Raw genomic sequence first — 25,497 nt, forward strand, 5'->3', positions numbered from 1 at the left:
GTGAGACCTTGGACCTATGGGGAAAGGATGGCGCCGTGGCGGCGTAAAACTCAATACTTTGACTGATATCTTCACGCGTAAAACACAGCCGAAATCGAAGTGCTAAAAGTGAATTTAGTGTGTCAGCTCAACGGCATATCTTTACTGGTTAAGTCACATGGGTCTTTACTGGTTAAGTCACATGGGCCGAGAGCCTCCGGGCCTGGTCAGCCTGACTGAGTAGAGCACTCCGGCCGCACCCACGTGTCCAACAACCCGCCGGTTTCCACTACGAACCTGTCCAGCCACGCGGCCGGGGAGAGATCGGGTTCAGAACCAACCATTTGGACCTCGACGGCGGTGCACTGCCGGATCAGGGTCCCGGCGCGGATGACGTGATAGTCAGAGGTGACAACGGTGATCGATTTCCAGCCATGTTCCTTGATCAGCGCAGCCAAGGCATCGGCTTCGCCCCTGGTATTGAGCGGCTGCGGACGGAAACAAATCAAGCCGGGCTGGCCTTGTTCATCGTTACAGAGCTCGTCGCTTTCAGCGTTTCCTGAAAGGCCCGTGGTGGAGACAACCAGGACGGGGATGCCAAGTTGGCTTTGGAGCTGCTGCGCGGCCGGCAGGCGCTCCCTGCTGAGGCCGCCGAGCACCACGATCGCGTCGCTCTGGTGCGGAGGGACCTGGGGAGGGTTGTAGAAGAACTGGATTGACGCGATCAGCCAGAGCACAGGCCCCAGGAAGATGCATATTGCTGCGATGCTGAGCCCACGCGCGGAGGAGGCGGTGTTGATGGGCATGGGGCCAGTCTAAGGTTCCTCAATGTGGGTTTGCCTCCAGCTTGTGACTGCCCGCTCGCCCCTAGCGCGTGTCAACATCCTCAAAAACAAGGAAAGTCTGGGTATCCAGAACCCCGTCCATGGACTGCAATTGGTCGAATATCACACGTCGAAGGTGAATATTGTCCGTGGCGCGGACCAGGAGAATGACGTCGAAGTCGCCACCTACCAGCGCAATGTGATGGATTTCTGGGATGGCCCTGAGCTGTTCTTTGAGTTCGCGCCAAGAGTGCTGCTGGACTTTCAACGTCACGTAGGCCGAGGAGCGAAGCCCTGCTTTGATGGGATCCACCAGCGCGGTGAACTTGGTCAGGACACCTTCACCGGTGAGCCGGGCGATGCGCGTATAGGCGTGGGCCCGGCTGATGTGGACGTTTTCAGCGACCTGGGTGATGGACATGCGTCCGTCCGCGGTCAGCTCACGGATGATGTCCCGATCCACCGTGTCCAGTGGTACGGCGCCCTGCTCTGCTTCGGCCTCACTCACGGCTGCCTCCAATTCGTCTACAGCTCAGGCACGTTACCCAGCTCACAAATACAATTCGTCTTTCAGAGTAGTCAAATATTCCAAGGCTTTCCATGATTCTGCCGAAAGCTGGATACGAAACATCCTCGAGGAACATACTGGAAGCACATAGTGGCTAGAGAAGGATGGACCAATGACGATCCACGCAGATCACTCTGCGCCGGAAACGGAAGCAGGGGACCAAGCTGGTGACGTTCGGGCAAAGTTCGGCATCAGCGTTGAGGATTACATGCTTCCCGCCCGGCACCAGATCCAGATGGTGAACCCGGATGGCACCCTCCGTTCCAAAGATGAGCAAGGCACCGAACCTGGCCACGAGTACCCCACACCCGGCGACTCTGAACTGATGGCCGCCTACGAGAGGCTCGTCGTCGGGCGTCGCGTCAACGACCAGAACTCGGCGTTGGTCCGGCAGGGCCGGATGGCCGTCTACCCGTCCAGCCATGGGCAGGAAGCCTGCCAGGTCGCTGCTGCCATGTGCCTCCAGGAGGGTGACTGGCTGTTCCCCACCTACCGCGACGCCGTCGCCGTCATGACCCGCGGCGTGGACCCGGTGGAGGCCATGACCATCTTCCGTGGGGATTGGCACAGTGGTTACGACCCCAAGAAGTACAACGTCGGCATCCAGTGCACGCCGTTGACCACCCAGCTGCTGCACGCCGTCGGGGTGGCGCATGCTGCGAAGCTACGCGGCGAAGACACCGTGGTGATGGCCATGTGCGGCGACGGCGCCACCAGCGAAGGCGACTTCCACGAGGCCCTCAACTTCGCCGCTGTCTTCCGCCTCCCTGTCATCTTCTTCGTGCAGAACAACAAGTACGCCATCTCAGTACCGCTGAGCCACCAATCCGTGGCGCCGTCGCTGGCCCACAAGGCTGTGGGTTACGGCATGGCCGGGGAGCGCGTGGACGGCAACGACCTGGTGGCCCTGATGGCCGTGATGGACCGGGCCGTGAAACTGGCGCGGGAAGGCTCCGGACCACTGTTGATCGAAGCCCACACGTACCGCATGCAGGCCCACACCAACGCCGACGACGCCACCCGCTACCGTCCCGACAGCGAAGTGGCCGAATGGCAGGCCAAGGACCCGCTGACACGGATGAAGGCGTATCTCACGGACAAAGGCCTGCTGGATGACGCCGTATCGGACCGGATCGCCGAGCACGCAGAATCCGTGGCCACGCAGCTCCGTGAAGGCCTGGCCGAGGACGTCCCGGTGCAGCCCCTGGACCTCTTCAAATACGTCTTCTCCAAGCCCACACCTCAGCTGAAGGAACAGTCCGACATGCTCGCCGGCGAACTCGCCCGCGCTGAAAGCGCCGGTAACACCGATAACTCCGGAACGGAGAGCGCAAAATGACCGTCACCACCACTGCCACCAGCACCACCACGGCAAACGTCAGCGCGGCCACGGCCAGCGCGGCAGCATCCGCGGCAGCAACTGCCGAGGCAACGGGACCGCAGAGCCTCACCATGGCCAAGGCGCTCAACACGGCAATGGCCGACGCGATGCGGGCAGACCCGTCCGTCCTCGTTTTCGGTGAAGACGTCGGCCTACTCGGCGGAGTTTTCCGCATCACCGACGGGCTGATGGCCGAGTTCGGGGAACAGCGCTGTTTTGACACGCCGCTGGCAGAATCCGGCATCGTGGGCATGGCAGTGGGCATGGCCATCAACGGCATGCGCCCCGTCATCGAGATGCAGTTCGATGCTTTCGCCTACCCGGCCTTCGAACAGATCGTCAGCCATGTGGCCAAGATGCATAACCGCACCAAGGGCGCCCTGAAAATGCCCATGGTCATCCGCGTCCCCTACGCGGGCGGCATCGGGGGAGTGGAGCACCACTGCGACTCCTCCGAGTCCTACTACGCACACACTGCCGGCCTGAAGGTTTACACGCCGGCCACCGTGGCTGACGGTTACCGGATGCTCCGCGAAGCCATCGACTCCGATGATCCCGTCATGTTCATGGAACCCAAGAAGCTGTACTGGTCCAAGGACCAGGTGGACTTGGGTGCCCTGCGCGCAGAGCACGACGCCGGGACCTCCACCGAGGGCCGCGCCGCCGTCGCACGTCCCGGGACTGACGCGACGCTGATCGCCTACGGTCCCTCCGTCCCTACAGCCCTCGCCGCCGCCGCTGCCGCCGCCGAAGAGGGCCGCTCGCTGGAAGTTATCGACGTCCGCAGCCTCGTCCCCTTCGATGACGAGACCGTCTGCGCGTCCGTGCGTAAGACCGGCCGCGCCGTCGTGATCGCCGAGGCGCACGGGTTCGCGTCCGTGTCATCGGAGATCGTGGCCCGGGTCCAGGAGCGGGCGTTCCACTACCTCGCCGCCCCCATCCTCCGGGTAACTGGCTTCGATGTTCCGTTCCCTTCTCCCAAGCTGGAGCACTACTACCTGCCAAGCGTCGACCGTATCCTCGACGCCGTCGACGATCTCCAGTGGGAGGACTAGCCATGAGTTCAGATCTGCAGGTATTCCGGCTGCCGGACCTCGGAGAAGGCCTCACGGAGGCGGAGTTGGTCAACTGGCTCGTCGCTGTGGGCGATGAGGTCCGTGTGGACCAGCCCATCGCCGAAGTAGAGACCGCCAAGTCCATGGTTGAGGTGCCCTCACCTTATGCCGGCACGGTGGCCGAGCTCCACGGAGCGGCCGGCGAAACGCTCGACGTCGGCAAGCCGCTGATCTCGATTGCCCGGGTAGGTGCCGCCCAGGCTCCGGCCACTCCTGCGGCTTATTCCGACGGACCGTCCGCTGTGTCCACGGGAGTCGAGGTAACACCCGCCGCCGACGCTGCAGCGGAGACCTACCGGACCGAGGAGAAGGCGGGCTCCGGCAACGTGCTCATCGGCTATGGCACCCCTGGGGGAGCAACCGGCGGCCGGACCCGCCCGCGGAAGGGGAGCATCGCCGTCGTCGACCGCGCGCCCGAACCTGCCGTGACTGAGCCAGCTGAACCGCTGGTGTCCCGGACACGAGTCCCGGGAAAGCTCAGTGCCGTGATCTCACCGCTGGTGCGGAAGATGGCTCGGGACCACGGTGTGTCGCTGGATGCCATCAATGGTTCCGGTGCCAGCGGGCTGATCATGCGCCGCGACGTGGAAGCTGCGATCTCCACGCCGGAGACTCCAGCGGCTGCTCCGAACGTACCTGCCGCTGCGGCTCAAGCAGCTGCCGAGGGTTCGCTGGACGGACGCACAGGGTTGGCCGTTTCCTCCCGGACGGCTGTTCGGGGTGTCCGGAAAGCCGTTGCGGCCAACATGACCCGCAGCCGCTCCGAAATCCCTGAGGCAACAGTGTGGGTGGACGTCGATGCGACCGCGCTGCTCGAGATGCGCGCCGAACTCAAGAAGCGCGCGCCGCAGGACACTCCCGGCCTGCTGGCTTTCATTGCTCGATTTGTCACGGCTGGGTTAAAAAAGTACCCGGCGCTCAATACGCGTTTTGAGACCACTGCGGACGGTTCCCAGGAAATTGTTGGCTTCGACGGGATCAACCTCGGCTTCGCAGCCCAAACAGATCGCGGGCTCGTCGTCCCCTCCGTCCGTAACGCCCACACCCTCAGTGCGCGTGAACTGGACGCCGAGATCCGCCGCCTGACCGCCGTCGCACGTGAAGGCAAAGCGACGCCCACCGAACTGGGCTCCGGCACCTTCACGCTGAACAACTATGGAGTGTTCGGCGTCGACGGCTCAGCCGCGATCATCAACTACCCCGAAGTCGCCATGCTCGGAGTGGGCCGCATCATCGACAAACCTTGGGTGGTCAACGGCCAACTTGCCGTCCGCAAGGTCACCGAACTGACCCTCGCCTTCGATCACCGGGTTTGCGACGGCGAAACGGCCGCGGGCTTCCTGCGATACGTTGCGGACGCTATCGAAAACCCGGGCGGGGCGCTCGCGGATATGTAAGTGCCAGAGCCCTGACACTAAAAAAGAGAGTTAAACATCTGTGACCAGCCTTCCAGCTGGTCACAGATGTTTAACGCGTCTTGCTACCGTTACTTGGCGGCGTGCTCCGGGCTCTCTGAGCTCACCGTCTGGTTGCTTGCATCTACGGTGTCAGCAGCGGTGCCCGCGTTCTTACGGGTTCGCTTGCTGGCCGGACGGGTACGGATGAGCGCGATCACGCCAGCGATAAGACCGAGCAGGCCGGCGCCAAATCCAACCCAGCCTGCGGTACGGCCGCCGTTCTCCGACGTGGACGCCGAAGCGGCCGTGGTGGATGCCGACGTCGCGCCGTCCTTTGCGGTGGTGACGAACGACGGCGCGGGGTGCTCAGGCTCAGGCTGGCCGTCAACGGCCTTCTGGTCCCACTTAACTACGGTGCCGTCAGTGTAGGTCTGGGTTGCCGGAAGCGTGATGGTGGTGCCTTCGGCCGGCAGGACGCCAACGGAAAGGGAGAACGACTGGTACTCGTTCACGCCAATCTCGTGCGCCTTGTCAGCAGTCCAGACCACCGAAGTGACAGCCTTGGTCAGGGTAGTTCCGGATACTGTGACCGGCTTGGGCAGGGTGGTGGTGACGAGGCTGGCCTTCCAGCCGTCGATGGGCTTAACCGACACCGAGTTGAACGGTGTATCGGTGGGGAGCGATACCTGGATCTTGCTGGTTTTGGCCTTGGCGGATTCGTTCGGGACGTTGAAGGTCAGGTGCGTGTACCCGCCAGCTGCGGGATCGTCAGGATCCACTTTGACGTGGGCTGACGCGGCGGAGACGCCGAAGGCCAACAGGCCGGCAGCCATGACGGCTGCCGAGGTGGTCTTGATGGTGCGTCGGATGGAGTTTTTCATGGCAGGGATGTGCCTTTCACAAGGAGTAAAGGGTAATGAAGTGTGCTGTTGAATCATTGCGCTGTTGCAGCGCGTTGCCGCGGCGGACTTTCTCCACAGTGAGAAGCGGCTCAGGCGGCGTGCAGCACTGACGGCGGTCCCCGCCGGGAGGGCAAGCGAAGGCCGAGCCGGCTGCGGAGCGGAACCGGCGGTGCAAGGAACGGATGCGCGACTTGGGGTGTCCTGAGGGGTACCGGGCGTGGCAGGCGGATGATTGGGCGCAGCCACGCGGCCACGGCCCACAAGGATTCTTCGCCTCGCGCCAGCACCAGTGCTGTCCCGAGCGTGGCCAGAACGTGGGCAGCCAGCATGAGGAGTCCGCCGTCGTCGACGTTGTGAGTCGGCATGATGGTGTGCAGGGCCTGGATGGTCGAGGCTGCGGAGTGGTCCGCGTGCGCGGTGAGTACCGGCGTCGCCGAATCCGCGGGGCCAAGCGAGGCGGAAAACGCGTTGAAGGACCAGTGAAGCCACAACTGCCCGGCGCCCAGGAGCCCGATCAGCGCGGGCCAGGACAGCCGGAACTGGGTAAGGACGGCCACCGGGACCATCGTCAGGGCGCACAACGCCGTCAAAATGACAGGCTCGGGAAGGACTCCGCCGCCGGCCAAGTGACCACCGGCCGCCAAACCCAAGACGACTGAGCCAATGACCCCCGTACGGAGCATTCGGAAAGAAGCGCGTGCAGTCACCGGCGCTCCTTTCAGGGAATCATCGAAAAGCCAACAGGCATCTGAAAGATCTTACAATCCGGTGGAGGCGTTTCCACCGAACGACTTAATCATTGGCCTCAGTGCGGAGCCGCCGCCGTACGTATGCGCCCACCGCGATGAGGCCGGCGAGCACCACCACAGCTCCCACGGCGAGGCCCCAAGGGAACTGCGGTGACTGCGCCGCCGTCGTGGATGCCGCCGTGGACGCCGAAGTCGCTGCCGTCGAGGCTGCCGATGAAGCGTTCGGGGTTCCCGCGGTGAACGTGAACGTCCCCTCGATGGGGTGCGAGTCCGAGGATACGACCCGCCAGACCACGGTGAACTTGCCTGCCGGTGCGCCGGACTTGATGTTCTGCGTGACGTTGTTGTCCACGATGCTCACGGGACCATCGGACTGGTTGGTCCCGGACTGATCCTTGACGAGGATTTCGGAACCGAGGGCGAGCGGGGTGTGGTCGAATGTCAGGTGCACCGCCGAAGGGACCTGGGTCAGCACAGACCCGTCTGCCGGATCTGTAGCCTCAAGCACGTCGTGTGCCAATGCCGGAGCAGCAGAGCCCACGGCCAGCGCCACCGACGCACCAAACAGTGCCATCACCAGCGCCAGACCCCTCAACGGCCTCTTAGCGGACCAACGACCCATAACGTTTCCTCCGCATCAACCACTTCAATCTTTCTACCCAGTGTAGAACGGTGGGCGTCCAGGAGAGCGGCACGTGGTCAACTGGAACGCGATACACCCATTAAGCTTGGTACTGCTTTTGCCTTCTACCACCGGGGAATCGTGCGAATCGTAGTTCTTGGAGATATTGGCCAGCCCGTTTACCACGTTGGCGACGAGGCGATGACCCACGCCGCAGTGGCTGAGCTCCAGTCCAGGGGAATCAGGGATATAACCCTGCTGTCCCGAAATCCCGAGGAAAGCACCCGGCTGTACGGCACTGCCGCCGTGAAGACGCTGGAATTCCCGTGGCCCCCCAACCGTCGCGAAACGTACCTCAAGGAAATTCAGTCCGTCCTCGCGGGGGACTCCACTGCGCTGCCCTCCGATGACCAGGTCCACCCTCTCATCCAGACGATTGCATCCTCGGACGGCGTGGTGATCGCCGGCGGCGGCAACATGAACTCGCCGTACGGTTGGCTGCTCTATGAGCGTGCTGCGGTGGGAGCAATCGCCAAGGCATTGGGTAAGCCGTTAGTCATCTCCGGGCAAACTGTTGGCCCCGTGCTTACCGGGCCGGACTACGACACAGCGCTGGAGCTATTCCGCTCCGCGGCCTTGTCCAGCGTGCGCGAGCGCACGTCCCTCCAGATGATGCGCGACGCCGGAGTCCCGGCAGGCCTCACCCTGGACGATGCCAGCTTCCTCATCAGCGATCCGACCAGCCGCCCCGAGCCGTCCTCAGCGTCGCCTACGTATTCGCCCAGTCCGGAGCGGCCATTCGTCGTGGCCAGCTTCGCAGGCGGAACCGGCGCCATGGACAAGGATGACTTCAACCAGCGTGTGGCAGAGCTGCTGGACAGAATCGCAAAGGCCGGCGATCTCGACGTCGTGATGATTCCGCACATGTCGCATCCCGGCAAGGCGGATCTGGACATCGAAACTCACGAGGATATCCGGCGTCGCATGACGTGGGACAGGGTCACCGTGTGCGGGCAGTTCACGGCGGAAGAGGCCGCCGCCCTGACCGCACAGGCCGAATTGGTGGTTGCGAGCCGGTACCACCCGATTGTCTTTGCCCTCTCGGCGGGTGTGCCATGCCTCGGACTCGCTGTGGATTACTACGGAGAAGTCCGGCTGGGCGGTGCGCTGGCCAACTGGGGCCTCGGCCACACGTTGAGGTCCCTGCGTCATATGGTGACCCCAGAATTTGACGAATTCGTGGATGAATTCTGGAGCCGAAGGGACCAGATCCGCGCATACCTTCTAGAGCTGGCCCCGGCGCAAGGCCGCTTCCAGGGCAACTGGTGGGACGGCGTCGTCCGTGCCCTCAGGGGTGCGTCCGAAGAAGCTCCGGTCCTGGCCACTTTGGCGCCGGCTTTTCCGGAACTGGATTCCGGAGAGCACCCTGTGGCAGCCAAGCTGACAGCGAACAACGAATCGCATATTGGCCACCAGTCCGTGGAATTGTTCCGGCTGACCCATGCACTCGAGGACACCACCGCTACCTTGGCTGCCGTTGAGGCTGAAACCGCTCAACTCCGGCTACAACTCGGGGCCCTGGAGTCCAGCCGGGTAGTCCGGCTGGCGCGGTGGCTGAGGTTGCTGAGGCACTGAGCCGGGCACCAATCCCTAGCCAACGCACAGCCGGTCTTCCATCAGCCAGCAGGGTTCCGTGGGTAGAGTAGAGGCCTGAACATCGCCGGATTGCACTGATACGGAGAACTCATTGTCAGCTTGGCTCGAACTTGGACCGGACAACTACGTCTTGGAAACCGAGGGATCGTTACTTAACACCGGGCTTGTGGTGGGCTCTGAGCTTGCCATGGTGATAGACACCGGTTGCGGCCCACGTCAGGGCCGGGAGATCCTCGCTGCTGTCCGCGAGAAGACGCAGCTGCCGCTGGTGGTGGTGAACACCCACGCCCACTATGACCACTTCTTTGGGAACGCGGTTTTCGCGGACGACGGCGTCACGGAGTTTTGGGCCCACGCCAACTGTGCAGCGGCAATCGAACGCGACGGCGACAATCAGCGCCGCTTCGTAGCCACCAACGAACCCGAGATGGCCGCGGGGGAGGGCGACGCCGTCGGGATTGTGGTCCCTAACGCCCTTGTTCGTGACCAGCCGGTTCTCGTGGACCTCGGTGGAATCACGGCGACCCTTTTCTACTTGGGCCGCGCGCACACCGACGGAGACCTGATGGTGGGCACCGCCTCGACGCTGTACGTGGGCGATGTGGTGGAGCACGGCGCTTACCCGTCCTTCGAGGATTCCTATCCCGAGGAGTGGGCTGATGCCCTGAGGCACATCTCCGCGCTCCGGCACCGCTACGAATTCCTGGTCCCGGGACACGGCAAACCAGCCAGCGACAGTTTTGTTAAGACCATGGCGGACACCATGGGTACAGCCGTACGCCAAGCCACCCAGTCCATACGTGACATGCCCTCCGATGCCACCAAGGCCATTCCGGTGCTGCCCTACGGTCCTGAACAGTCGCGCTGGTTCATCAAGAGGCTCCAGGAAACCAACGCCCAACACGGACGGGTTTCCTTGGCCACACCGGATTTCGGCCCTAGCTCCACCGGCTCCTACCCCTCATGACAGGTTCCTTACAATTTTCGTGATTGGTTCCTCCTAACCATGGACTAATTGCTGCCAGGGGTTTTAGGATGAAGGCGACCATCGGTTTCGCGACTACCTGGGGGTGTCGAGATGACGGGTTCACGCGCATTCCCGCGTGCTACCAGCATTCTCCGCTCTGTCATGGTCGCGGGCGCTGGGACGGCCCTCTGGATGGTCCTCTCAGCCACAGCCGCAAGCGCTGACTCAGGAACGTCAGGCAAGCACTCGCTCACGGATGGACTGACCGCAACCATTTCGTCCACTGTCTCCTCCGGTCCTGCCATCAGTATCCCTGTGCCCAATGTTCCGTTGCCCGCGCCCGTCAAGGCCCTGGTGGCAAAGGAAGCGGCGACAAATGGAGCGGTTCACGTTCCCGTGCCGGCAGTAGCACCCATCGTCCACCAAGTGAGCAACAGCGTGGACCACCTGGCGGGTTCGGCCCCGGCGGTAGGCAGCGTCGTTCCCGCCGGTACGGTTGGCGGCGTGGTCAATACCGTGGTGGTTCCTGCCGCCGGTGCAATAGACCACACGGTGCAGGTTGTGGTTCCCCCGGTCAACCAGGCAGTGGAACCCGTCCAGCTGACCCCGGTGACTGATGGTGTGAACCCGGTTGTTGATCCCGTTGTCGGTGCGATCGGCGCCGTTCTTCCGCCGGTTGGTTCACTGACGCCGCCCGCTGCGATCCTCCCGGTTACTGTTCCGCCAATGACTGCTACTCCTCCGACGACGACGGACCCAGGGTCGCTGCTCCCGGCGCTGCCCGACGCGGTTAAGGCGACCGGTGACGGCGTCGAAAGTTCCGCCGCCATCGCGGTTACCGAAGCGGCAGCGGGACGTGGCGCGACGGCTCGGACTTCTGGGTTCGGCAAGGTTGCGACATCCCAGGCCGGGAGCAATTTTGCGGCCGCCGGTATCACCACCGTTCTCGATGCGGAGTGGGCACAGCCGACGCCGGCAGACCCCTCAAACTTTCCGGTCGGCCCCGGCACAGTACCCGTTGGTGCCACTGGCGCGGGCTTCAGCAGTTCGCAGAACGGCCCTCCGGGCCCCGCAGCTGCCTTCCTTCACGGCGCACTGATTATTCCTGCAGACCTACTTACCGGCCCAAACGCGGCCAGCTACCAAGAATCACCAGCCCCGGTCTTCTCTGACCCTGGCTCCTCTCCTGACTAGGTTCCCAGCCAGCCGCTGATTGTTGCGCGGCATAAGGCACATTGGGCGCTCCGGAACCGGACGTCTCTGGAACCTAAAACTTCAGGAGAAGACCACCATGAATACGACCATCCGCACGTGCCTGATCGGCACCTGCTTTGCTGGGGGCGTCATCGTCCTCAGCGCGACGGCGGCCAATGCCGCCGACACCACCAGTGGTAACAACGGAACCCTTTCCGGCACCCAAGTGGTGGCGCCAGTTACCGCTCCAGTCAACGTCAACAGCACTTCGCTGGGAGTCCTCGGCACCTCGAAAGCGACTTCCAGCACCGCCGCCCCATCGGGAACGTCGGGAGCCGCGCCGGCAGCCGTTACCAGCGGTTCCAAGGGCATTGGCTCAGGTACGCAAGTAGTCGCTCCGATTACTGCGCCAGTAAACCTGGGCTCGTCGTCAGTGGGTTTGTTGGGGGGTTCCACTGCGACGGGCCCGGCATCGTCATCCACTGCTCCGGCAGCTTCGGCTCCGGCGGGCGCCACGACCAGTGGCTCGGGCGGCGTCGGTTCGGGCACGCAAGTGGTCGCTCCGGTGACCGTTCCCGTGACTGTCGGTTCGACGTCGGCGGGTGTCTTGGGGGATTCGTCGGCTAGTTCAGCTCCGGCCTCGTCCACTGCTCCGGCAGCTTCGGCTCCGGCAGGGGCCACGACCAATGGCTCGAAGGGCGTCGGTTCGGGCACGCAAGTGGTCGCTCCGGTGACCGTTCCCGTGACTGTCGGTTCGACGTCGGCGGGTGTCTTGGGGGATTCGTCGGCTAGTTCAGCTCCGGCCTCGTCCACCGCTCCGGCAGCAGGTTCAAGCTCGGCCCCGGCTGGCTCAACGACTAGCGGCTCGAACGGCATCGGTTCAGGAACGCAAGTAGCTGCGCCGATTGGGGCGCCCGTAAACCTGGGCTCGTCGTCAGTGGGTGTGTTGGGGGGCTCCACTGCGGCGGGTCCAGCCTCGTCCACTGCTCCGGCAACAGGCTCAAGCTCCGGGGCCACAACTAGTGGCTCCGGCGGTATCGGTTCGGGGACGCAGGTAGTTGCTCCGGTGACGGTTCCTGTGGGCGTGGGTTCGACGTCGGCAAGCGCCTTGGGTGATTCGGTACTCACTGCGGGTTCCGCTGGAACTCCCAGCGCAGCAACTCCGGCTGGTTCAAACGGGGGCACAACATCCGGCGATAACGGAGTCGTCTCCGGCACCCAGCTGGTCATCCCGGTTACTGTTCCCGTGAGCGTCGGCTCCGCAACCCTTGGTATCGGTGGTGCCTCCGCCGGTGGAGTGACCCCTCCGGCAGTCATCCCTCCAGTAGCCACGCCCCCGGTTGCCACCCCTCCTGCTGGCGGCACCAACAGCGGCGGCATCAACAGCGGCGGCTCGAACAACGGCGGCGCTGGCAACGGCGGCGCTCCGACCGATAACGTCATCAGCACCCCGGCCATGGGTGGGCTCACCGAAGGCGTTATTACAGCAGGTTTGAGCACCGGCGCGGCTGACGCCGGAATTCGAGTGGAGGCTGCTGCCGCTATCACCGGCGCCGCCCAAGGTGCCGTTCTGGCAGCGCCCGCGGCCGCCGTCGTCGGAAGCTCCCGCGCCTTGGCCAGCACCGGTCTGAATGCCGCAGTGATCGCTTGGGCCGTCGGCTTGTTGCTCCTGGGCCTGGCCTTCGCGGCCGCCAGCCAGAGGAAGCCAGCCGCCAACGCCTGATTCCTGGGTAACCGTTCCACACTGAAGTTGCCGCGGTCCCGGAAACGGAACCGCGGCAACTACGGGCCGGTGACGCCGCGGTCATAGGATGAAGGCGATGACCACCACCCAAGCGAACCAAAACTTCAGCCTCCGCAGCATCGCGCTCCCGGCGTTCGGGCCCGCGCTTTTGTTCTGTATAGGCGAGGGGGCGGTGCTTCCGATCATCGCACTTTCGGCTCGGGACCTCGGAGCTTCGGTTGCTGTCTCTGCCCTGGTCGTGACACTGATAGGTCTCGGTTCCTGGATCTTCAACATTCCGGCGTCCATCATCACCATGAAGTTCGGTGAACGGTGGGCAATTTTCGGAGCCGGTGCTGCAGGTGCGATCGCACTCGGTGCGGCTGCGTTCGCGCCGCACATGGGCAACGGGATCTGGTTACTGGCCGTCGCCATGACGTTGGTGGGGATGTCCGCCAGTGTCTTCAACCTGGCCCGGCAGAAGTTCCTGACTGAGGCAGTTCCGGTCATGTTCCGGGCGAGGGCCCTGTCCACGCTGGGCGGCGTCACCAGGATCGGTATCTTCATTGGACCGTTTATCGGCGCCGGAGTGATGCAGTTCGCGGGGATCAGCGGGGCTTATTGGGTGGGATTCGTGGGAATGATGGCGGCGGCAATATTGTCGCTCACCATCCCGGACCTAGTGATCCCTGACGCGTCCGACGGCGGCCCCCGGCCTCCGGCGTCGACGTTGAAGAGCGTGGCGGTTTCCCATGCAGGAGTATTCCTGACGGTGGGTTTCGGCATCCTTCTGCTCAGTGCGCTGCGTGCTTCGCGGCAAGTGGTGATCCCGTTGTGGGCTGACAACCTGGGGCTCGACGCTACGCACGCGTCGTTGCTCTATGGCCTTTCCGGGGCGATCGACATGCTGGTCTTCTACCCGGCAGGCAAGCTCATGGACCGCAAGGGCCGGCAGTGGGTGGCCGTTCCTTCCACGCTGATCATGGGTGCAGCCCTGATACTGATCCCCTTTACCGGGGGATTTGTGTCCCTGCTGCTCGCTGCGCTGTTGATCGGGTTCGGCAATGGCATCAGTTCCGGACTGATTATGACCCTGGGTGCCGATTTCTCGCCGGATAACGGGCGCAGTCATTTTCTGGGTATTTGGCGCTTCATCTCCGACTCCGGGTCCACGGGTGGGCCGGTGTTGCTTTCCGGGCTGACGGCTGCAGTCTCGCTCTCCGCAGGGATCTGGGCCACGGGCGTCCTAGGGTTTGCCGCGGCGGCCGTGTTCGCCGTCGCAATTCCCCGCCTCAAGCACCGACGGAACTACTGAGGAGACCCCTGCGACTCACCGGTGACGAAACTCACCGGAGATTCACAGGAAAGTCACCTCTCTGGATAAACTCAACCAAGCTGCGTTCGCGGCCATTTTTCGGTGCTCTTTGGGGGCGCTAGAGCAAAAGGGCGAAAAAATATATGCGAGACCACCGGAGAGCAGTACGCTCACGTCTCATTCTTGTCAGTGTGGCCGCCCTGTTGGGGACGGCACTTCCCGCCCTCCCGGCGGCGGCAACCGAAACGCCGGCTCCCACGCCGAGCGCGGGGCCGGTGACGCCGGGGACTGATTCAACCACCATTCCTACGGACCAGTTCATAGTGAAGTTCAAGGACCGGGCCGGCATTCAGTCCGTCGATCCTCAGAAGTCCTTCAACCAGGCCGCAAATGCGGTGGGCGTGCCGGTAAAGAAGGTACGCACCACGGGCTCGGGCGAGCAAGTGGTGCGCACTGACCGCAAGCTCGGCGGCCCGGAAGCCAAGAAGTTGGTGGCGACCCTGGCAGCCGATCCCAGCGTGCAATACGCAGAACCGGACGCCATCATGAGGCCCCTGGCGCTTGCACCGAACGACTCGCTGTTCAAGTATCAGTGGAACCTCGGTGCGGGGACAGGCGGAATCAACGTCCTTGGCGCGTGGGATGTCAGCCAAGGTCAGGGCAGCGTAGTGGCCGTGGTCGATACCGGGATTCTTCCGCACAGTGACCTGGACGCCAACGTTCTCCCCGGCTATGACATGATCAGCGACCCCGCGGTGGCACGTGACGGCGATGGCCGCGACCCCAACCCGCGGGACGAGGGCGACGCGACGTCGGCCGGCCTGTGCGCGTCCGGTGAAGCTGCCCGGAATTCCTCATGGCATGGCACCCACGTTGCAGGCATCATCGCGGCAGTTGCCGGGAACGGAAAGGGCATTGCCGGCGTGGCGCCCCAGGCGAAGATCGTACCCGTTAGGGTTATCGGCACCTGTGGTGGCTACACGTCCGACATCGCCGATGGCATCAGGTGGGCCGCGGGCGGTTCGGTGAGCGGAGCTCCCGCCAACGCCAATCCAGCTCGTGTGATCAACCTCAGCCTCGGAGGCCAGGCAACCTGCTCCTCCACGTACCAGAACGCCGTGAACTTCGCTCGAAGCCAAGGCGCAGTGGTAGTGGCAGCGGCAGGAAACGACAACATCGACGCCTCCCAGATCAGCCCGGCGAATTGCCAGGGCGTCATGGCAGTGGGTGCCAGCACCCGGACAAACGTCAAGGCCTACTACTCAAACTTCGGCCCGAAAGTTGATATCTACGCTCCCGGCGGAGACATGACCAACAATGTCGTTGATGGCATCGTCTCCACGCTAAATGACGGCACGGACACTGCCGGAGCCGAAGCCTATTACCTGAAGGCCGGAACTTCCATGGCCGCACCCCATGTGGCCGGCGTCGCGGCTCTGATGCTCTCCAAGTTCCCCGCCTACACACCGGATGAAGTCAGAGCGACCATGCTGGTCACCGCCTCCACCGCGGGCGGCGTAAACCTTGTGAATGCAGGACTGGCTCTGCGCAATACGGCCCAGGACGCTACCCCTCTCCAATCGCAGGTCCCTGTCATCGACGGGCAACCTACCGTTGGTAACACGCTGTCCACCACCGCCGCAGACTGGGTGGGAATCGACAGGGCAACGGTTGCCTACCAGTGGCAGCGGGACGGGGTAGCCATTCCCGACGCCGTCAGCCCCGCCTATACGCTGGCCCCCGCCGATGTAAACGCGGCCATCTCCGTGACGGTGACAGCTACCAAGAGCCATTTCCCGGTGGTCTCGGCGACGTCGGCGGCAACGTCTCCTGTGCAGGCAGGAACCCTGACCCGGGCCACTCCGGTGATCAGCGGTTCGGCCTATGTGGGCAATATGCTCTCGGTGGACGCCGGCACGTGGGGTCCGGCTCCCGTATCCCTGGCATACCAATGGTCCCGAGGTGGCGTTCCCATCGACGGTGCTACCGCCGCTCAGTACACACTGACTGAAGCCGACACGGGCGCGACGGTCACAGCAACAGTGACCGCGACCAAGGACGGTTACCAGCCGACGTCGGTCACTAGCGACGCCACGGCAGAAGTCGTGACTGCCGACAAGGCCGTGGCTCCCGAGCCGGTGACCTTCACCGACGCCCCGTACATGGCCGACGACAAGTACACCATCCCTGCCTCGGCGAACTTCGACTACCAGGTGGACGGAACAACGACGCCGGCAGGAACTTACCCGGCGCGCGGCCAGGTGAAGGTGGTGGCCAAGGTACATAGCGGCTTCGCGCTGTTGGCCGGGGCCCAATCTGCGTGGACTGCGTACTTCAGCACCAAGGGACCCGCTTTCACGGCACCGGCCCAGTCGCCGTTCACGGATGTGACCACCACCCAACCGTTCTACACGGAGATGGCGTGGCTGGCCGACCGGAAGATCTCCACCGGTTGGGTTGAAGCTGACAAATCCGTGACCTATCGCCCCTCGGCCTCGATCACCCGTGATGCCATGGCAGCCTTCCTGTACCGCATGGCAGGCTCTCCCGATTACACACCGCCGGCTGTCTCGCCGTTCACGGACGTCGCTACCACCCAGCCGTTCTACAAGGAAATGTCGTGGCTTGCCCAGACAGGAATCTCATCCGGTTGGATCGAATCGAATGGGTCCCACACATACCGGCCACTGACTTCGATCAGCCGCGATGCCATGGCTGCCTTCCTGTACCGTCTGGCCAACAAACCGGACTTCGTTCCACCGGCAACCTCGCCATTCTTTGATGTGAGCCCCGGCCAGCTGTTCTACAAGGAAATGACATGGCTGGCGGACCAGAAGATTTCCACCGGCTGGCAGGAGACGCCGACTACCAAGAGCTACCGCGCGCTTTCCCCGATCAATCGCGATGCCATGGCTGCATTCCTTTACCGGATGCCGTAAGGCTCACGGTCGGGACGAGCCGGCAGGGCCAGCACGCCGCAGGGTCAGTTATATGCGGCGTGCTGCCCTGCCAAACAACCACGTGCCACCCAGGGCGGCTGCGTAGCCTGCCACTACGATGAAGGCCGTCCCGGCCCAGAAATAGTCCACGGTACTGTCTTGGCTGAGCCCAGGAAGGATCTGGAACAGCGAATACGCTGCCACCACCACGCCGGCAAGCAGCGATGTGACACTAAGCCACACCCAGAGCCGCGAGGCTGCCCAGTGTTCGCCATATCCGTCCCACACGTTCCAACTGCTGCCCGAGCGGAGAATGAGCCACCCTGCGGGGAGCATGACGGCGCCCACCACCAAGAAGGCAGCGACGACGTCGGCCGGGCGATGCCATTGGTTTATCAGGGTAGAGACACCCGTGGCCACGGCGAACGTGCTTCCGAGGAAACCAACCAAGGGCCTCCATCGGGGCGACACCATCAGAAAAACCGCCGCAGCCGCGGATGCCGCCAAAGTGGTGTGCCCCGAGGGAAGTGAGTTCAGCTCAAGGGTCTGGACGCCCCGATCGGGCCTGTCCGGGATGACGAATTTCAGCAGCTGCGTGGCGAGGTTTGCGGCGACGCAGGCAAGCACCGCGATTCCCGCCGCCCTCCAACGGCGTCGGGCCACGGTCACGAAAAGAACCACGACGGCGGCGATCGCCAGCGACAGCATGGGCAAGAGGTCCAGGAACTCCGTGGAGGCCCTTCCCGCAGAGCCACTCAATTCGGTGGCTTCGACCAATGCGGATTCGTCGATGAATTGACCGGCGGTGGTGCGGACAAAGAAATAGTACGTTGCGGCGATGCCGAGGAAGCTTGCCGCGGTGGCCAAGGTAAACAGCACGCCCGAACCCGCGCCCGCCTCGCGTTCCCGATGCGGCCGTTTGCTCGACCTGCCGCTCACGCGGAATTGCTGGTAACTCATTCTCTTAAGACTGCCACACAGACGGGGGACGCCGGACGACGTCGGGCGCCCTAGGCTGCGACCGAGTAGCCCATCGCTGCCATCATCGAGTGCAACATCGTGGACACCCAGATGGACACAGCCACCATGTCCACCACGTAGACGGCGATGAGCGCCCACACCGGCAGCAACCCGCGCTTGGGCGCCACTTTATGCACGATCACTGAGCGTCCCACCACGTAGACCGCCCCGTTCAGGAAAGCCCAAGCCCAGTGGAATGGTCGTACGACGCCGATTTTCAGCAACCGCTGGTGGTCCAGGTAGGCCAAGAAGACCATCAGCCCCCAAGCCAGGAAGCTAAAGATCAGGGTCAGGAAGTAGCCCGGGGTGTACATCGACAGAGGGTCAATAGTGTGCACGCCTTGGCGGGTGGTGATGTACCTGAATTGTGGCTGCCACGTGGACAGTATCAAGATGGAGATCAATGGCAGGAAGGTGATGACCCAGATGAAGGGGTTGTATACCGGGGTCTTGTCACTGAGCTGGTTTCGCGGCTGGACGTAGCGCGCCGGCTGGTAGGGGCCCTGCTGGTATGGCCCCTGCGGGTACTGGCCCTGTGGGAATTGCCCCTGCTGGAATTGGCCCTGCTGCGGTGCGGCAGGCCGGAAGTGGGCAGTCCATGCCTGCCCATCCCACCACCGGACTTGGCGCGGATCAGCAGGGTCCCGGTACCAACCGGCTGGCGTCGTCGAACCGGGCATAGGCTGCGTCATGCGTCCCCCAAAGTGAGTCGTGAAGTCGAGGATATCGTGTTCGGTGTCATCTCTTTTGTAAGTGGCCCTCTACATCGTCGGCGGGACGGTGTAAGGATAGGTTATGACGTTCTTCGACGACATGCCTGAATCGCCCCAAGGGTCGCGCAAACCCCAGCCGGTCAGGCCAGCTTGGGCCGGTCCGCCGTCGAACGAATTGCCGGGCGTAGTGCACGTTGGAGACTTCCTCCACAGCAGTGAGCGGATGGCCCTGGCAGTGAAACTCGTGGAGGTGTATTCCACGGGCTGCCTGCTGGACCTCACATGGACGGTCCGGCGGCGTGAAGAGTCGGACACCCAATGGCGTGAGGTTATGGACCAGGGCTTTAACCATCCAGGGTCGCGAACAGTAGGGGATAGCGGCCTGATGGTGGGCATCTCCTACGCCGATGGGGGCAAAGCGATTGCCACGCAGGACGTCCCGTTCGCTCCCCGGCATGAAGGCGTGGCCGGGCCGGTTCTTGCCGTGTTGGGCGGCGGTGGTGGCGCCGCCAACGATGAGATGGTCCAAGCATCGGCACGGTACTGGTTGTGGCCGTTGCCCGTGGAGGCCGACACGCAGATCATGGCCCAATGGGAAGCGCTCGGGGTGCCTGAAAGCTCCCTCACGCTGTCCGCGGAAGAACTGAGTGCCGCGTTGGCGAACATCCGGACGTACTGGTCCGAATAGACGTACTGGTCCGAATAGTCATACTGGTCCGAATAGTCGTCCTGGTCCCAATAGTCATTGTTTAGAGTGGCTCTATGCCAGAGCCACTTCCAGCCATGCCCTCGATCGAGGAACTCCTCGACTCCGCCCACGTTGTATCGCTGCCCATGCGGGTCAAGTTCCGCGGCATCACGGAACGGGAAACACTGCTCGTGCAAGGTCCGCTGGGCTGGGGCGAATTCTGCCCTTTCCCCGAATACGACGACGACGAATCCTCGCGGTGGTTGGCGGCGGCCTTGGAAGCGGGGTGGCTCGGCTTCCCGCCGGCGCTCCGCGAGAGCGTCCCTGTCAACGCAACTGTTCCAGCCGTCGCCGCCGAGGGTGTCCCCGAGGTGCTGGCCCGCTTTGGACGCGTAGATGCCGTCAAGGTCAAAGTCGCTGAACGGGGGCAATCCCTGGCGGACGACGTCGCCCGCGTCACCGCCGTCCGGCAGGCCCTACCGGACGCTGCGATCCGCGTCGATGCCAACGGCGGATGGGACGTGGAGGAGGCCGTGGCAGCGCTGGGTGCCCTGGCCGACGTCGGGCTTGAATATGCAGAACAGCCCGTACCCACTATCGAAGGGCTGGCCGAAGTGCGGCAACGTCTCGCAGCCCAAGGCACTCCTGTACTGATAGCTGCAGACGAGAGCGTCCGTAAAGAGGACGATCCCCTTCGCGTTGCCCGCGCGGGGGCCGCCGACCTCATCGTGGTCAAGGTGGCACCGCTCGGCGGAGTGCGGCGGGCACTGGACATCGTGTCCGAAGCCGGGCTGCCCGCCGTCGTAAGTTCGGCGTTGGATACCTCGATCGGCATCCGTGCCGGACTGGCTTTGGCCGCGGCGTTGCCTTCGTTGCCCTACGCCTGCGGGCTAGGCACGGTCTCACTGTTCGCCTCCGACGTGACGGCCCATCCTCTGGTGGCCGACGACGGCGCGATCCGGCTACGCGACGCCGTCGCCGATCCCGGACTGCTAGAGCGGTACGCGGCCACGGGGGAACGCCGCGACTGGTGGCTGGAGCGGCTCCGCCGAGTGCACGCCGTGCTGGCAGCTACGGGCACGCACGGTCGTGCATAGACTCGCCCATAGACTGGAACGGTGACTTCCCAGGACTCCCTCACCTCTATCGCCGCCGCACGAATCGCCGTAACTGCGCTGCTCGACGGCGGTGTGCGCCATGTGGTGGTGGCGCCCGGCTCACGCTCGGCACCCATGGCCTACGCCCTCGCTGAGGCCGAGGCGGCCGGGCGGGTTCGCCTCCACGTGCGCATCGACGAGCGCGACGCCGGATTCACGGCCTTGGGACTTGCCCTGTCCACCGAAGCCCCCGTCGGCGTCGTGACAACCTCGGGAACGGCTGTGGGCAACCTCCTTCCATCCGTCATGGAGGCTAACCACGCCGCCGTTCCGGTGATTGTGGTCTCCGCCGACCGGCCCCAGGAACTCCATGGCACCGGAGCCAACCAAACCACCGCGCAACTGGACCTTTTCGGTGAGCACGTGCGTTTCGCCGTCGACGTTCCGGCCGGAGAGGATCCTTCGCGAGCTGTTGCCACTGCCCTCTACGCCGCCACGGGCGCCCTCGAAGGCACACCGCCCGGACCGGTCCAAATAAACCTGGCGTTCCGTGAGCCACTGGTCCCAGGGAACGGCGATGCTTTGCCCGCCACTACCGGACACGGTGTTTTCCATTACGACGCCGGCCCGCAAGCGTTGGATCTGCCGGCGGCTTCCAGCGAACTCGCAGAGCGACGGACCGTGGTCCTGGCCGGCCACGATGCGGGCCCGATAGCCGAGGCCTTTGCCCGGGCCCACGGACTGCCCCTGCTCGCCGAACCGTCCTCCAACGCACGCTTCGGCCCGAACGCAGTGGGCCCCTACAGGCTCTTGCTCGAACACTTCGGGCCCGGGTCACCAACCCCGATTGAGCGCGTTGTCCTCTATGGCCGGGCAACGCTTTCCCGGCCCGTAACAACGCTGTTGGCCCGTGAATCCGTGGAATCAGCGATTTACCAGCCCGTTCCCGTGGCGTGGTACGAGGCCGGCCGGCGGCGCGAGGCCCCCATCGAGACCCTCCACGAACTGGCTGACTTTGCGGGCCGGGGCGCTCCGGAATGGTTGGATGCCTGGCTCCTCGCCGGGGCAGCCGCGCAGCATGCAATGGACGGCGTCTTCGCTTCGGAGGAGGATGCGAACGGTCCTGGCGTGGGAGCCGCTGTGTGGGAGCATGCGCGCGGACACCTTGTGCTTGGGTCATCGAACGGCATCCGCGACGTTGACCTTGCCGGCCGGCCACCAAGGGAACCCGCGGCCACTGTCTACGCCAACCGCGGGTTGGCGGGGATCGACGGCACTGTCTCCACAGCGACCGGGATTGCGCTTGGCAGTGGACGGGAAACAACGGTGTTGCTCGGCGATGTAACCTTCCTGCACGACGTCGGCGGCCTCCTCCTCGGCTCAGGCGAACCGGTGCCGGATCTGCGCATCGTGGTCCTCAATGACTCCGGGGGCGCCATCTTCGGGCTCCTCGAACACGGCGCCGTCCAGGATTCAGGCGCCTACGGCACCGCCGTCGAGCGCCTCTTCGGCACGCCCCACACAGTGGACATTGCGGCGCTGGCTGCGGCTTACGGCGTCGGACACAAAAAAGTAAGCACGACGGAGGAACTCGCCGTCGTGCTTACCGGGCCTTTGAAAGGCCGCACCATTGTGGAAGTGAGCACAGACCGTTCAGGCCTGCGCACCCTTCATTCGCGCATCAAGGATGCTGTTGCCGCGGCCGTCTCCCAAGTGTTGCTCGGGGCATAGCCGCGGCAGCGGGCTACAGAACGCGGCTCAGGAATTCCTTGGTCCGCGCGTGCTGGGGGTTGGCGATGATCTCCCGGGGGTCACCGGATTCGACGACCACCCCGCCGTCCATGAAGGTGAGCCGGTCGCCTACTTCGCGGGCGAAGCCGATCTCGTGGGTTACCACGATCATGGTCATTCCGGACTTTGCCAGGTCTTTCATCACGTTCAGGACGTCGCCCACCAGCTCGGGGTCCAGTGCGGAGGTGGGCTCGTCGAAGAGCATCAGTTCCGGTTCCATGGCCAAGGCCCGGGCGATCGCCACACGTTGCTGCTGGCCACCTGAAAGCTGGCCGGGGTAGTGGTTGGCGCGGTCAGCCAGGCCCACCCGGTCGAGGAGTTCAAGGGCCTGCTTTTTGGCGGCGCCCTTGTTCTTTCCCTTGACCTGCACGGGAGCTTCCATGACGTTGTACAGCGCTGTCTTGTGCGGGAACAGGTTGAAACGCTGGAACACCATGCCGATCTCCCGGCGCTGCGCAGCGATCTCCTTGACTTTCAGGTCATGGAGGCGGCCGTTGACTTCGCGGTAGCCGATCAGTTGATCGCCAACGGAGATGCGTCCGGCGCTGATGCTCTCCAAGAGGTTCACGCAGCGGAGCATGGTGGATTTGCCGGAACCGGACGGCCCGATGACTACCGATACTTCGCCTTGGTTGACGGTCAGGTCAATGCCGCGGAGCACGTGGTGCGGGCCGAAGTACTTGTGGAGCCCTTCGATGCGCACCAGGGGTTTGTCGGTGGTGGTGCTCATTTTGCCTCATCCTCGGGGTCGTCCATCATCAAAGACGGTTCTGCTGCGGCGCTGGGTGCCATCGCGGCTGAAGCCTTTGCTGCTGCAGGGTTGATGACTGCAGGGGCCAGGTTGTCTACACCCTTGCCGTAGTAGGCCTCGATGTAGTGCTGACCCACCATGAGCAGGCTGGTGATGACCAGATACCAGATAGCGGCCACGATCAGCAGCGGCACCGGAAGGTAGATCCGGTTGGCCAATGCGTTGGTGGCGAACGTCAGGTCCAGGGTGAACGGCACGGCCAGAACCAGGGAGGTGGTCTTGAGCATGCCGATGGTCTCGTTGCCCGTCGGGGGGACGATGATGCGCATGGCCTGGGGCAGGATGATCCGCCACATGATCTTGGCATTGCTCATGCCCAGGGCTTCGGCGGCTTCGGTCTGTCCCTTGTCCACGGATTTCAGGCCGGCACGGAAAATCTCCGCCAGGTACGCCGATTCGTTCAGGCCCAAGCCCAGGATCGCAGCCACGAGGGCGGTGATGACGGTGTTGGTGTCAACGCTGAACAGTTCGGGACCGAACGGCACCCCGGCACTGATCTTCGGGTAGAGAACGGCCACCAGGCCCCAGAACACCAACTGCGTGTACACAGGGGTTCCGCGGAAGAACCAGACCCAGAGCCATGCGGTGTACCGCAGGACCGGGTTGTCGGACTGGCGCATGACGGCCAGCAGGATGGCGAGGACGATTGCGATGACCATGGAGGCCACGGTGAGCAGGAGCGTCCAGCCGACGCCCTGTACCACCTTGGTGTCCAGGATGTACGTGCCCACAACATCCCAACGGAAGTTGGTGTTGGTGACCACGCTCTGGATCATCAAGGCCAGCAGGCCAAGGATGACCAGTGCGCTGATCCACCGCCCCGGGTGCCTGACCGGGACTGAATCGTTCAGTACCGGGGCTTTGTTGCCTCCATGGTGGTCCATGTGTGCACCTGATTTGTGATCGGTGGCGGGAATACTCAAGACTTGACCGCCGGGTTTACCTCGGAGGTGGTGATGGCGCCTTCGGCGTTGCCCCAGCCGGTGAGGATCTTCTTGTAGGAACCGTCAGCCATGAGCTTGGTCAGCGTCTTCTGGATGAGGGCGGCGAGGGCGGTGTCGGACTTTGCCACGGCAATACCCTGGGGAGCGGCGTCGTAGACATCCCCGAGCTTTTCGAGCTGGCCGTTGGTCTGGGCCAAGGCGTAGCCGATGATGGGGGAGTCCGCTGCCATGGCGTCGATGCTGCCGTTCACCAGGCGCGTGGTGACGTCGGTCTGGTTCTTGAGGGTGACGATGTTGATGGCAGGCTTGCCGTCAGCTGCGCACTTCTTGTTGCGGCCCGACAGGTCAGGGTCTTCCTGGACGGTGCCGGTCTGGACGCCGATGGACTTGCCGCAGACGTCATCGAGGGAGAACTTCTTCGGGTTGCCCTTCTGCACAGCCCAGGCGGTGCCGGCGTTGAAGTAACTCACCATGTTGACGGCCCCGAGGCGCTCAGGGTTGATCGTGAAGGAAGAAATGCCGAGATCGTACTTAGGGCCAAGGGCCGGAAGGATGCCGGTGAACTCTGCGGTCTGCACCTGAACCTTGAGGCCCAAGGTGGCACCGATCGCCTTGGCGATGTCGACGTCGTAACCCACCGGAGTCTGTCCGTCGGCACCGAGGAACTCCGCCGGAGCGTAAGAGGTATCCGAACCAACGGTCAGGGTTCCCTTGGACTTCAAGGCCGCAGGGACCATGGCTGCCAAAGCATCGTCCTTGGTGATGGTGGTGGGATCGAAGCTTGCGTTGGCGCTACCGGAAGCCGAAGCGGCACTGGAAGGGCCAGCTTGCGAGGCATTGGTGCAGCCGGTCAGTGCCAGAGCACCGATTGCAATGACTGCAGCAGCCTTGAGCGTCGAAGTGACCGGAAGCGAACGGGATTTCTGCATTTTCTTACCTTTTGTTGCAGCGGATGCGAAACTAATCGGTTCATAGTGTAACGCCGAACGTGAGATGTGCGTCACAGAAAACTAAGTTTTACTATTGGATAACTAGCTTAGTGAAAAATCAAGACCCACGACGAGGCTATTGTCTCGCATTCCAGACAGTTCCGCAGGCCGGA

Annotated in this window: 23 protein-coding genes; 12 read left to right on the plus strand and 11 right to left on the minus strand. The window is 63.6% G+C overall.

The genetic code is table 11. The features are described from left to right. Positions 1-206 precede the first annotated feature (206 nt). Positions 207-785: a YdcF family protein gene (locus SB659_RS14635; RefSeq protein WP_410550873.1), complete on the minus strand. Its 579-nt coding sequence runs from the start codon at positions 783-785 to the stop codon at positions 207-209. A 61-nt stretch (positions 786-846) separates the two neighbouring features. Beyond that, positions 847-1,311: an Lrp/AsnC family transcriptional regulator gene (locus tag SB659_RS14640; protein WP_284975482.1), complete on the minus strand. Its 465-nt coding sequence runs from the start codon at positions 1,309-1,311 to the stop codon at positions 847-849. A 172-nt stretch (positions 1,312-1,483) separates the two neighbouring features. Between SB659_RS14640 and pdhA the strand changes: the two genes are divergently transcribed. Genes pdhA through SB659_RS14655 form a run of 3 tightly spaced genes read left to right on the plus strand, consistent with a single transcriptional unit; the run spans position 1,484 to position 5,264 of the window. Next, positions 1,484-2,710, plus strand: a complete 1,227-nt coding sequence (gene pdhA, locus SB659_RS14645; RefSeq protein ID WP_410550874.1) for a pyruvate dehydrogenase (acetyl-transferring) E1 component subunit alpha — start codon at positions 1,484-1,486, stop codon at positions 2,708-2,710. Further along, entirely contained in the window at positions 2,707-3,807 is a 1,101-nt protein-coding gene (locus tag SB659_RS14650; RefSeq protein WP_410550875.1) for an alpha-ketoacid dehydrogenase subunit beta, read from the plus strand. Before pdhA ends, SB659_RS14650 begins: the two co-directional genes overlap by 4 nt. 2 nt (positions 3,808-3,809) lie before the next feature. Next, complete coding sequence (locus SB659_RS14655; RefSeq protein WP_410550876.1) at positions 3,810-5,264, plus strand: dihydrolipoamide acetyltransferase family protein; 1,455 nt, start codon at positions 3,810-3,812, stop codon at positions 5,262-5,264. Positions 5,265-5,353: 89 nt separating this feature from the next. Here SB659_RS14655 and SB659_RS14660 read toward each other — a convergent pair whose 3' ends face one another. The 3 genes from SB659_RS14660 to SB659_RS14670 form a co-directional block, all read right to left on the minus strand. Beyond that, positions 5,354-6,145 (minus strand): YcnI family protein, encoded by a 792-nt coding sequence (locus SB659_RS14660; RefSeq protein ID WP_284980206.1) that lies wholly within the window; start codon positions 6,143-6,145, stop codon positions 5,354-5,356. Between the two features lie 110 nt (positions 6,146-6,255). Next, on the minus strand, positions 6,256-6,873 hold the full coding sequence (locus SB659_RS14665) for a hypothetical protein (RefSeq protein ID WP_410550877.1): 618 nt from the start codon (positions 6,871-6,873) through the stop codon (positions 6,256-6,258). 85 nt (positions 6,874-6,958) lie between these two features. Then, a complete protein-coding gene (locus tag SB659_RS14670; RefSeq protein ID WP_410550878.1) occupies positions 6,959-7,537 on the minus strand; it encodes a copper resistance protein CopC in 579 nt (192 codons plus the stop codon). A gap of 141 nt (positions 7,538-7,678) precedes the next feature. Here SB659_RS14670 and SB659_RS14675 point away from each other — a divergent pair, with 141 nt between their 5' ends. From SB659_RS14675 to SB659_RS14685, 3 genes are all read left to right on the plus strand, one after another. After that, positions 7,679-9,172: a polysaccharide pyruvyl transferase family protein gene (locus tag SB659_RS14675; protein ID WP_410550879.1), complete on the plus strand. Its 1,494-nt coding sequence runs from the start codon at positions 7,679-7,681 to the stop codon at positions 9,170-9,172. 112 nt (positions 9,173-9,284) lie between these two features. Further along, complete coding sequence (locus SB659_RS14680) at positions 9,285-10,160, plus strand: MBL fold metallo-hydrolase (RefSeq protein WP_284975474.1); 876 nt, start codon at positions 9,285-9,287, stop codon at positions 10,158-10,160. Between the two features lie 111 nt (positions 10,161-10,271). Further along, a complete protein-coding gene (locus SB659_RS14685; protein WP_410550880.1) occupies positions 10,272-11,354 on the plus strand; it encodes a hypothetical protein in 1,083 nt (360 codons plus the stop codon). Between the two features lie 81 nt (positions 11,355-11,435). Here SB659_RS14685 and SB659_RS14690 read toward each other — a convergent pair whose 3' ends face one another. Continuing rightward, positions 11,436-12,482, minus strand: coding sequence for a hypothetical protein (locus tag SB659_RS14690; RefSeq protein ID WP_410550881.1), 1,047 nt, complete (start codon positions 12,480-12,482; stop codon positions 11,436-11,438). On the opposite strand from SB659_RS14690, the gene SB659_RS14695 reads away from it, so the two are divergent. The 3 genes from SB659_RS14695 (at position 12,463) to SB659_RS14705 (ending at position 17,331) form a co-directional block, all read left to right on the plus strand. Continuing rightward, positions 12,463-13,077, plus strand: a complete 615-nt coding sequence (locus tag SB659_RS14695; RefSeq protein WP_410550882.1) for a hypothetical protein — start codon at positions 12,463-12,465, stop codon at positions 13,075-13,077. The genes SB659_RS14690 and SB659_RS14695 overlap by 20 nt on opposite strands. Positions 13,078-13,174: 97 nt before the next feature. Continuing rightward, the gene (locus SB659_RS14700) at positions 13,175-14,392 is read left to right on the plus strand and encodes an MFS transporter (RefSeq protein ID WP_410550883.1); all 1,218 of its coding nucleotides are present in this window, start codon (positions 13,175-13,177) and stop codon (positions 14,390-14,392) included. A 143-nt stretch (positions 14,393-14,535) separates the two neighbouring features. Continuing rightward, complete coding sequence (locus SB659_RS14705; RefSeq protein WP_410550884.1) at positions 14,536-17,331, plus strand: S8 family serine peptidase; 2,796 nt, start codon at positions 14,536-14,538, stop codon at positions 17,329-17,331. A gap of 48 nt (positions 17,332-17,379) precedes the next feature. Here the strand turns inward: SB659_RS14705 and SB659_RS14710 are convergent, their stop codons facing one another. After that, the gene (locus tag SB659_RS14710; RefSeq protein WP_284980215.1) at positions 17,380-18,291 is read right to left on the minus strand and encodes a phosphatase PAP2 family protein; all 912 of its coding nucleotides are present in this window, start codon (positions 18,289-18,291) and stop codon (positions 17,380-17,382) included. Between the two features lie 50 nt (positions 18,292-18,341). After that, entirely contained in the window at positions 18,342-19,043 is a 702-nt protein-coding gene (locus SB659_RS14715) for a DUF2510 domain-containing protein (RefSeq protein ID WP_410550885.1), read from the minus strand. Between the two features lie 103 nt (positions 19,044-19,146). On the opposite strand from SB659_RS14715, the gene SB659_RS14720 reads away from it, so the two are divergent. From SB659_RS14720 to menD, 3 genes are all read left to right on the plus strand, one after another. Continuing rightward, on the plus strand, positions 19,147-19,752 hold the full coding sequence (locus SB659_RS14720; RefSeq protein WP_284980217.1) for a hypothetical protein: 606 nt from the start codon (positions 19,147-19,149) through the stop codon (positions 19,750-19,752). Positions 19,753-19,826: 74 nt separating this feature from the next. Next, the gene (locus tag SB659_RS14725) at positions 19,827-20,849 is read left to right on the plus strand and encodes an o-succinylbenzoate synthase (protein ID WP_410550886.1); all 1,023 of its coding nucleotides are present in this window, start codon (positions 19,827-19,829) and stop codon (positions 20,847-20,849) included. A gap of 21 nt (positions 20,850-20,870) precedes the next feature. Beyond that, entirely contained in the window at positions 20,871-22,580 is a 1,710-nt protein-coding gene (menD, locus tag SB659_RS14730) for a 2-succinyl-5-enolpyruvyl-6-hydroxy-3-cyclohexene-1-carboxylic-acid synthase (RefSeq protein ID WP_410550887.1), read from the plus strand. Positions 22,581-22,593: 13 nt separating this feature from the next. Here the strand turns inward: menD and SB659_RS14735 are convergent, their stop codons facing one another. The 3 genes from SB659_RS14735 to SB659_RS14745 are packed head-to-tail and all read right to left on the minus strand — an operon-like array spanning position 22,594 to position 25,324. Next, positions 22,594-23,370, minus strand: coding sequence for an amino acid ABC transporter ATP-binding protein (locus SB659_RS14735; protein WP_284975463.1), 777 nt, complete (start codon positions 23,368-23,370; stop codon positions 22,594-22,596). Next, positions 23,367-24,335, minus strand: coding sequence for an amino acid ABC transporter permease (locus SB659_RS14740; protein ID WP_410550888.1), 969 nt, complete (start codon positions 24,333-24,335; stop codon positions 23,367-23,369). The genes SB659_RS14735 and SB659_RS14740 overlap by 4 nt, the downstream gene beginning before the upstream one ends. Before the next feature lie 35 nt (positions 24,336-24,370). Then, positions 24,371-25,324 carry an ABC transporter substrate-binding protein gene (locus tag SB659_RS14745; RefSeq protein WP_410550889.1) on the minus strand — a complete coding sequence of 318 codons (954 nt, stop codon included), beginning with the start codon at positions 25,322-25,324 and terminating at the stop codon, positions 24,371-24,373. Positions 25,325-25,497 lie beyond the last annotated feature (173 nt).

This window comes from Arthrobacter sp. SIMBA_036, from assembly GCF_046535135.1.
Taxonomy (GTDB): domain Bacteria; phylum Actinomycetota; class Actinomycetes; order Actinomycetales; family Micrococcaceae; genus Arthrobacter.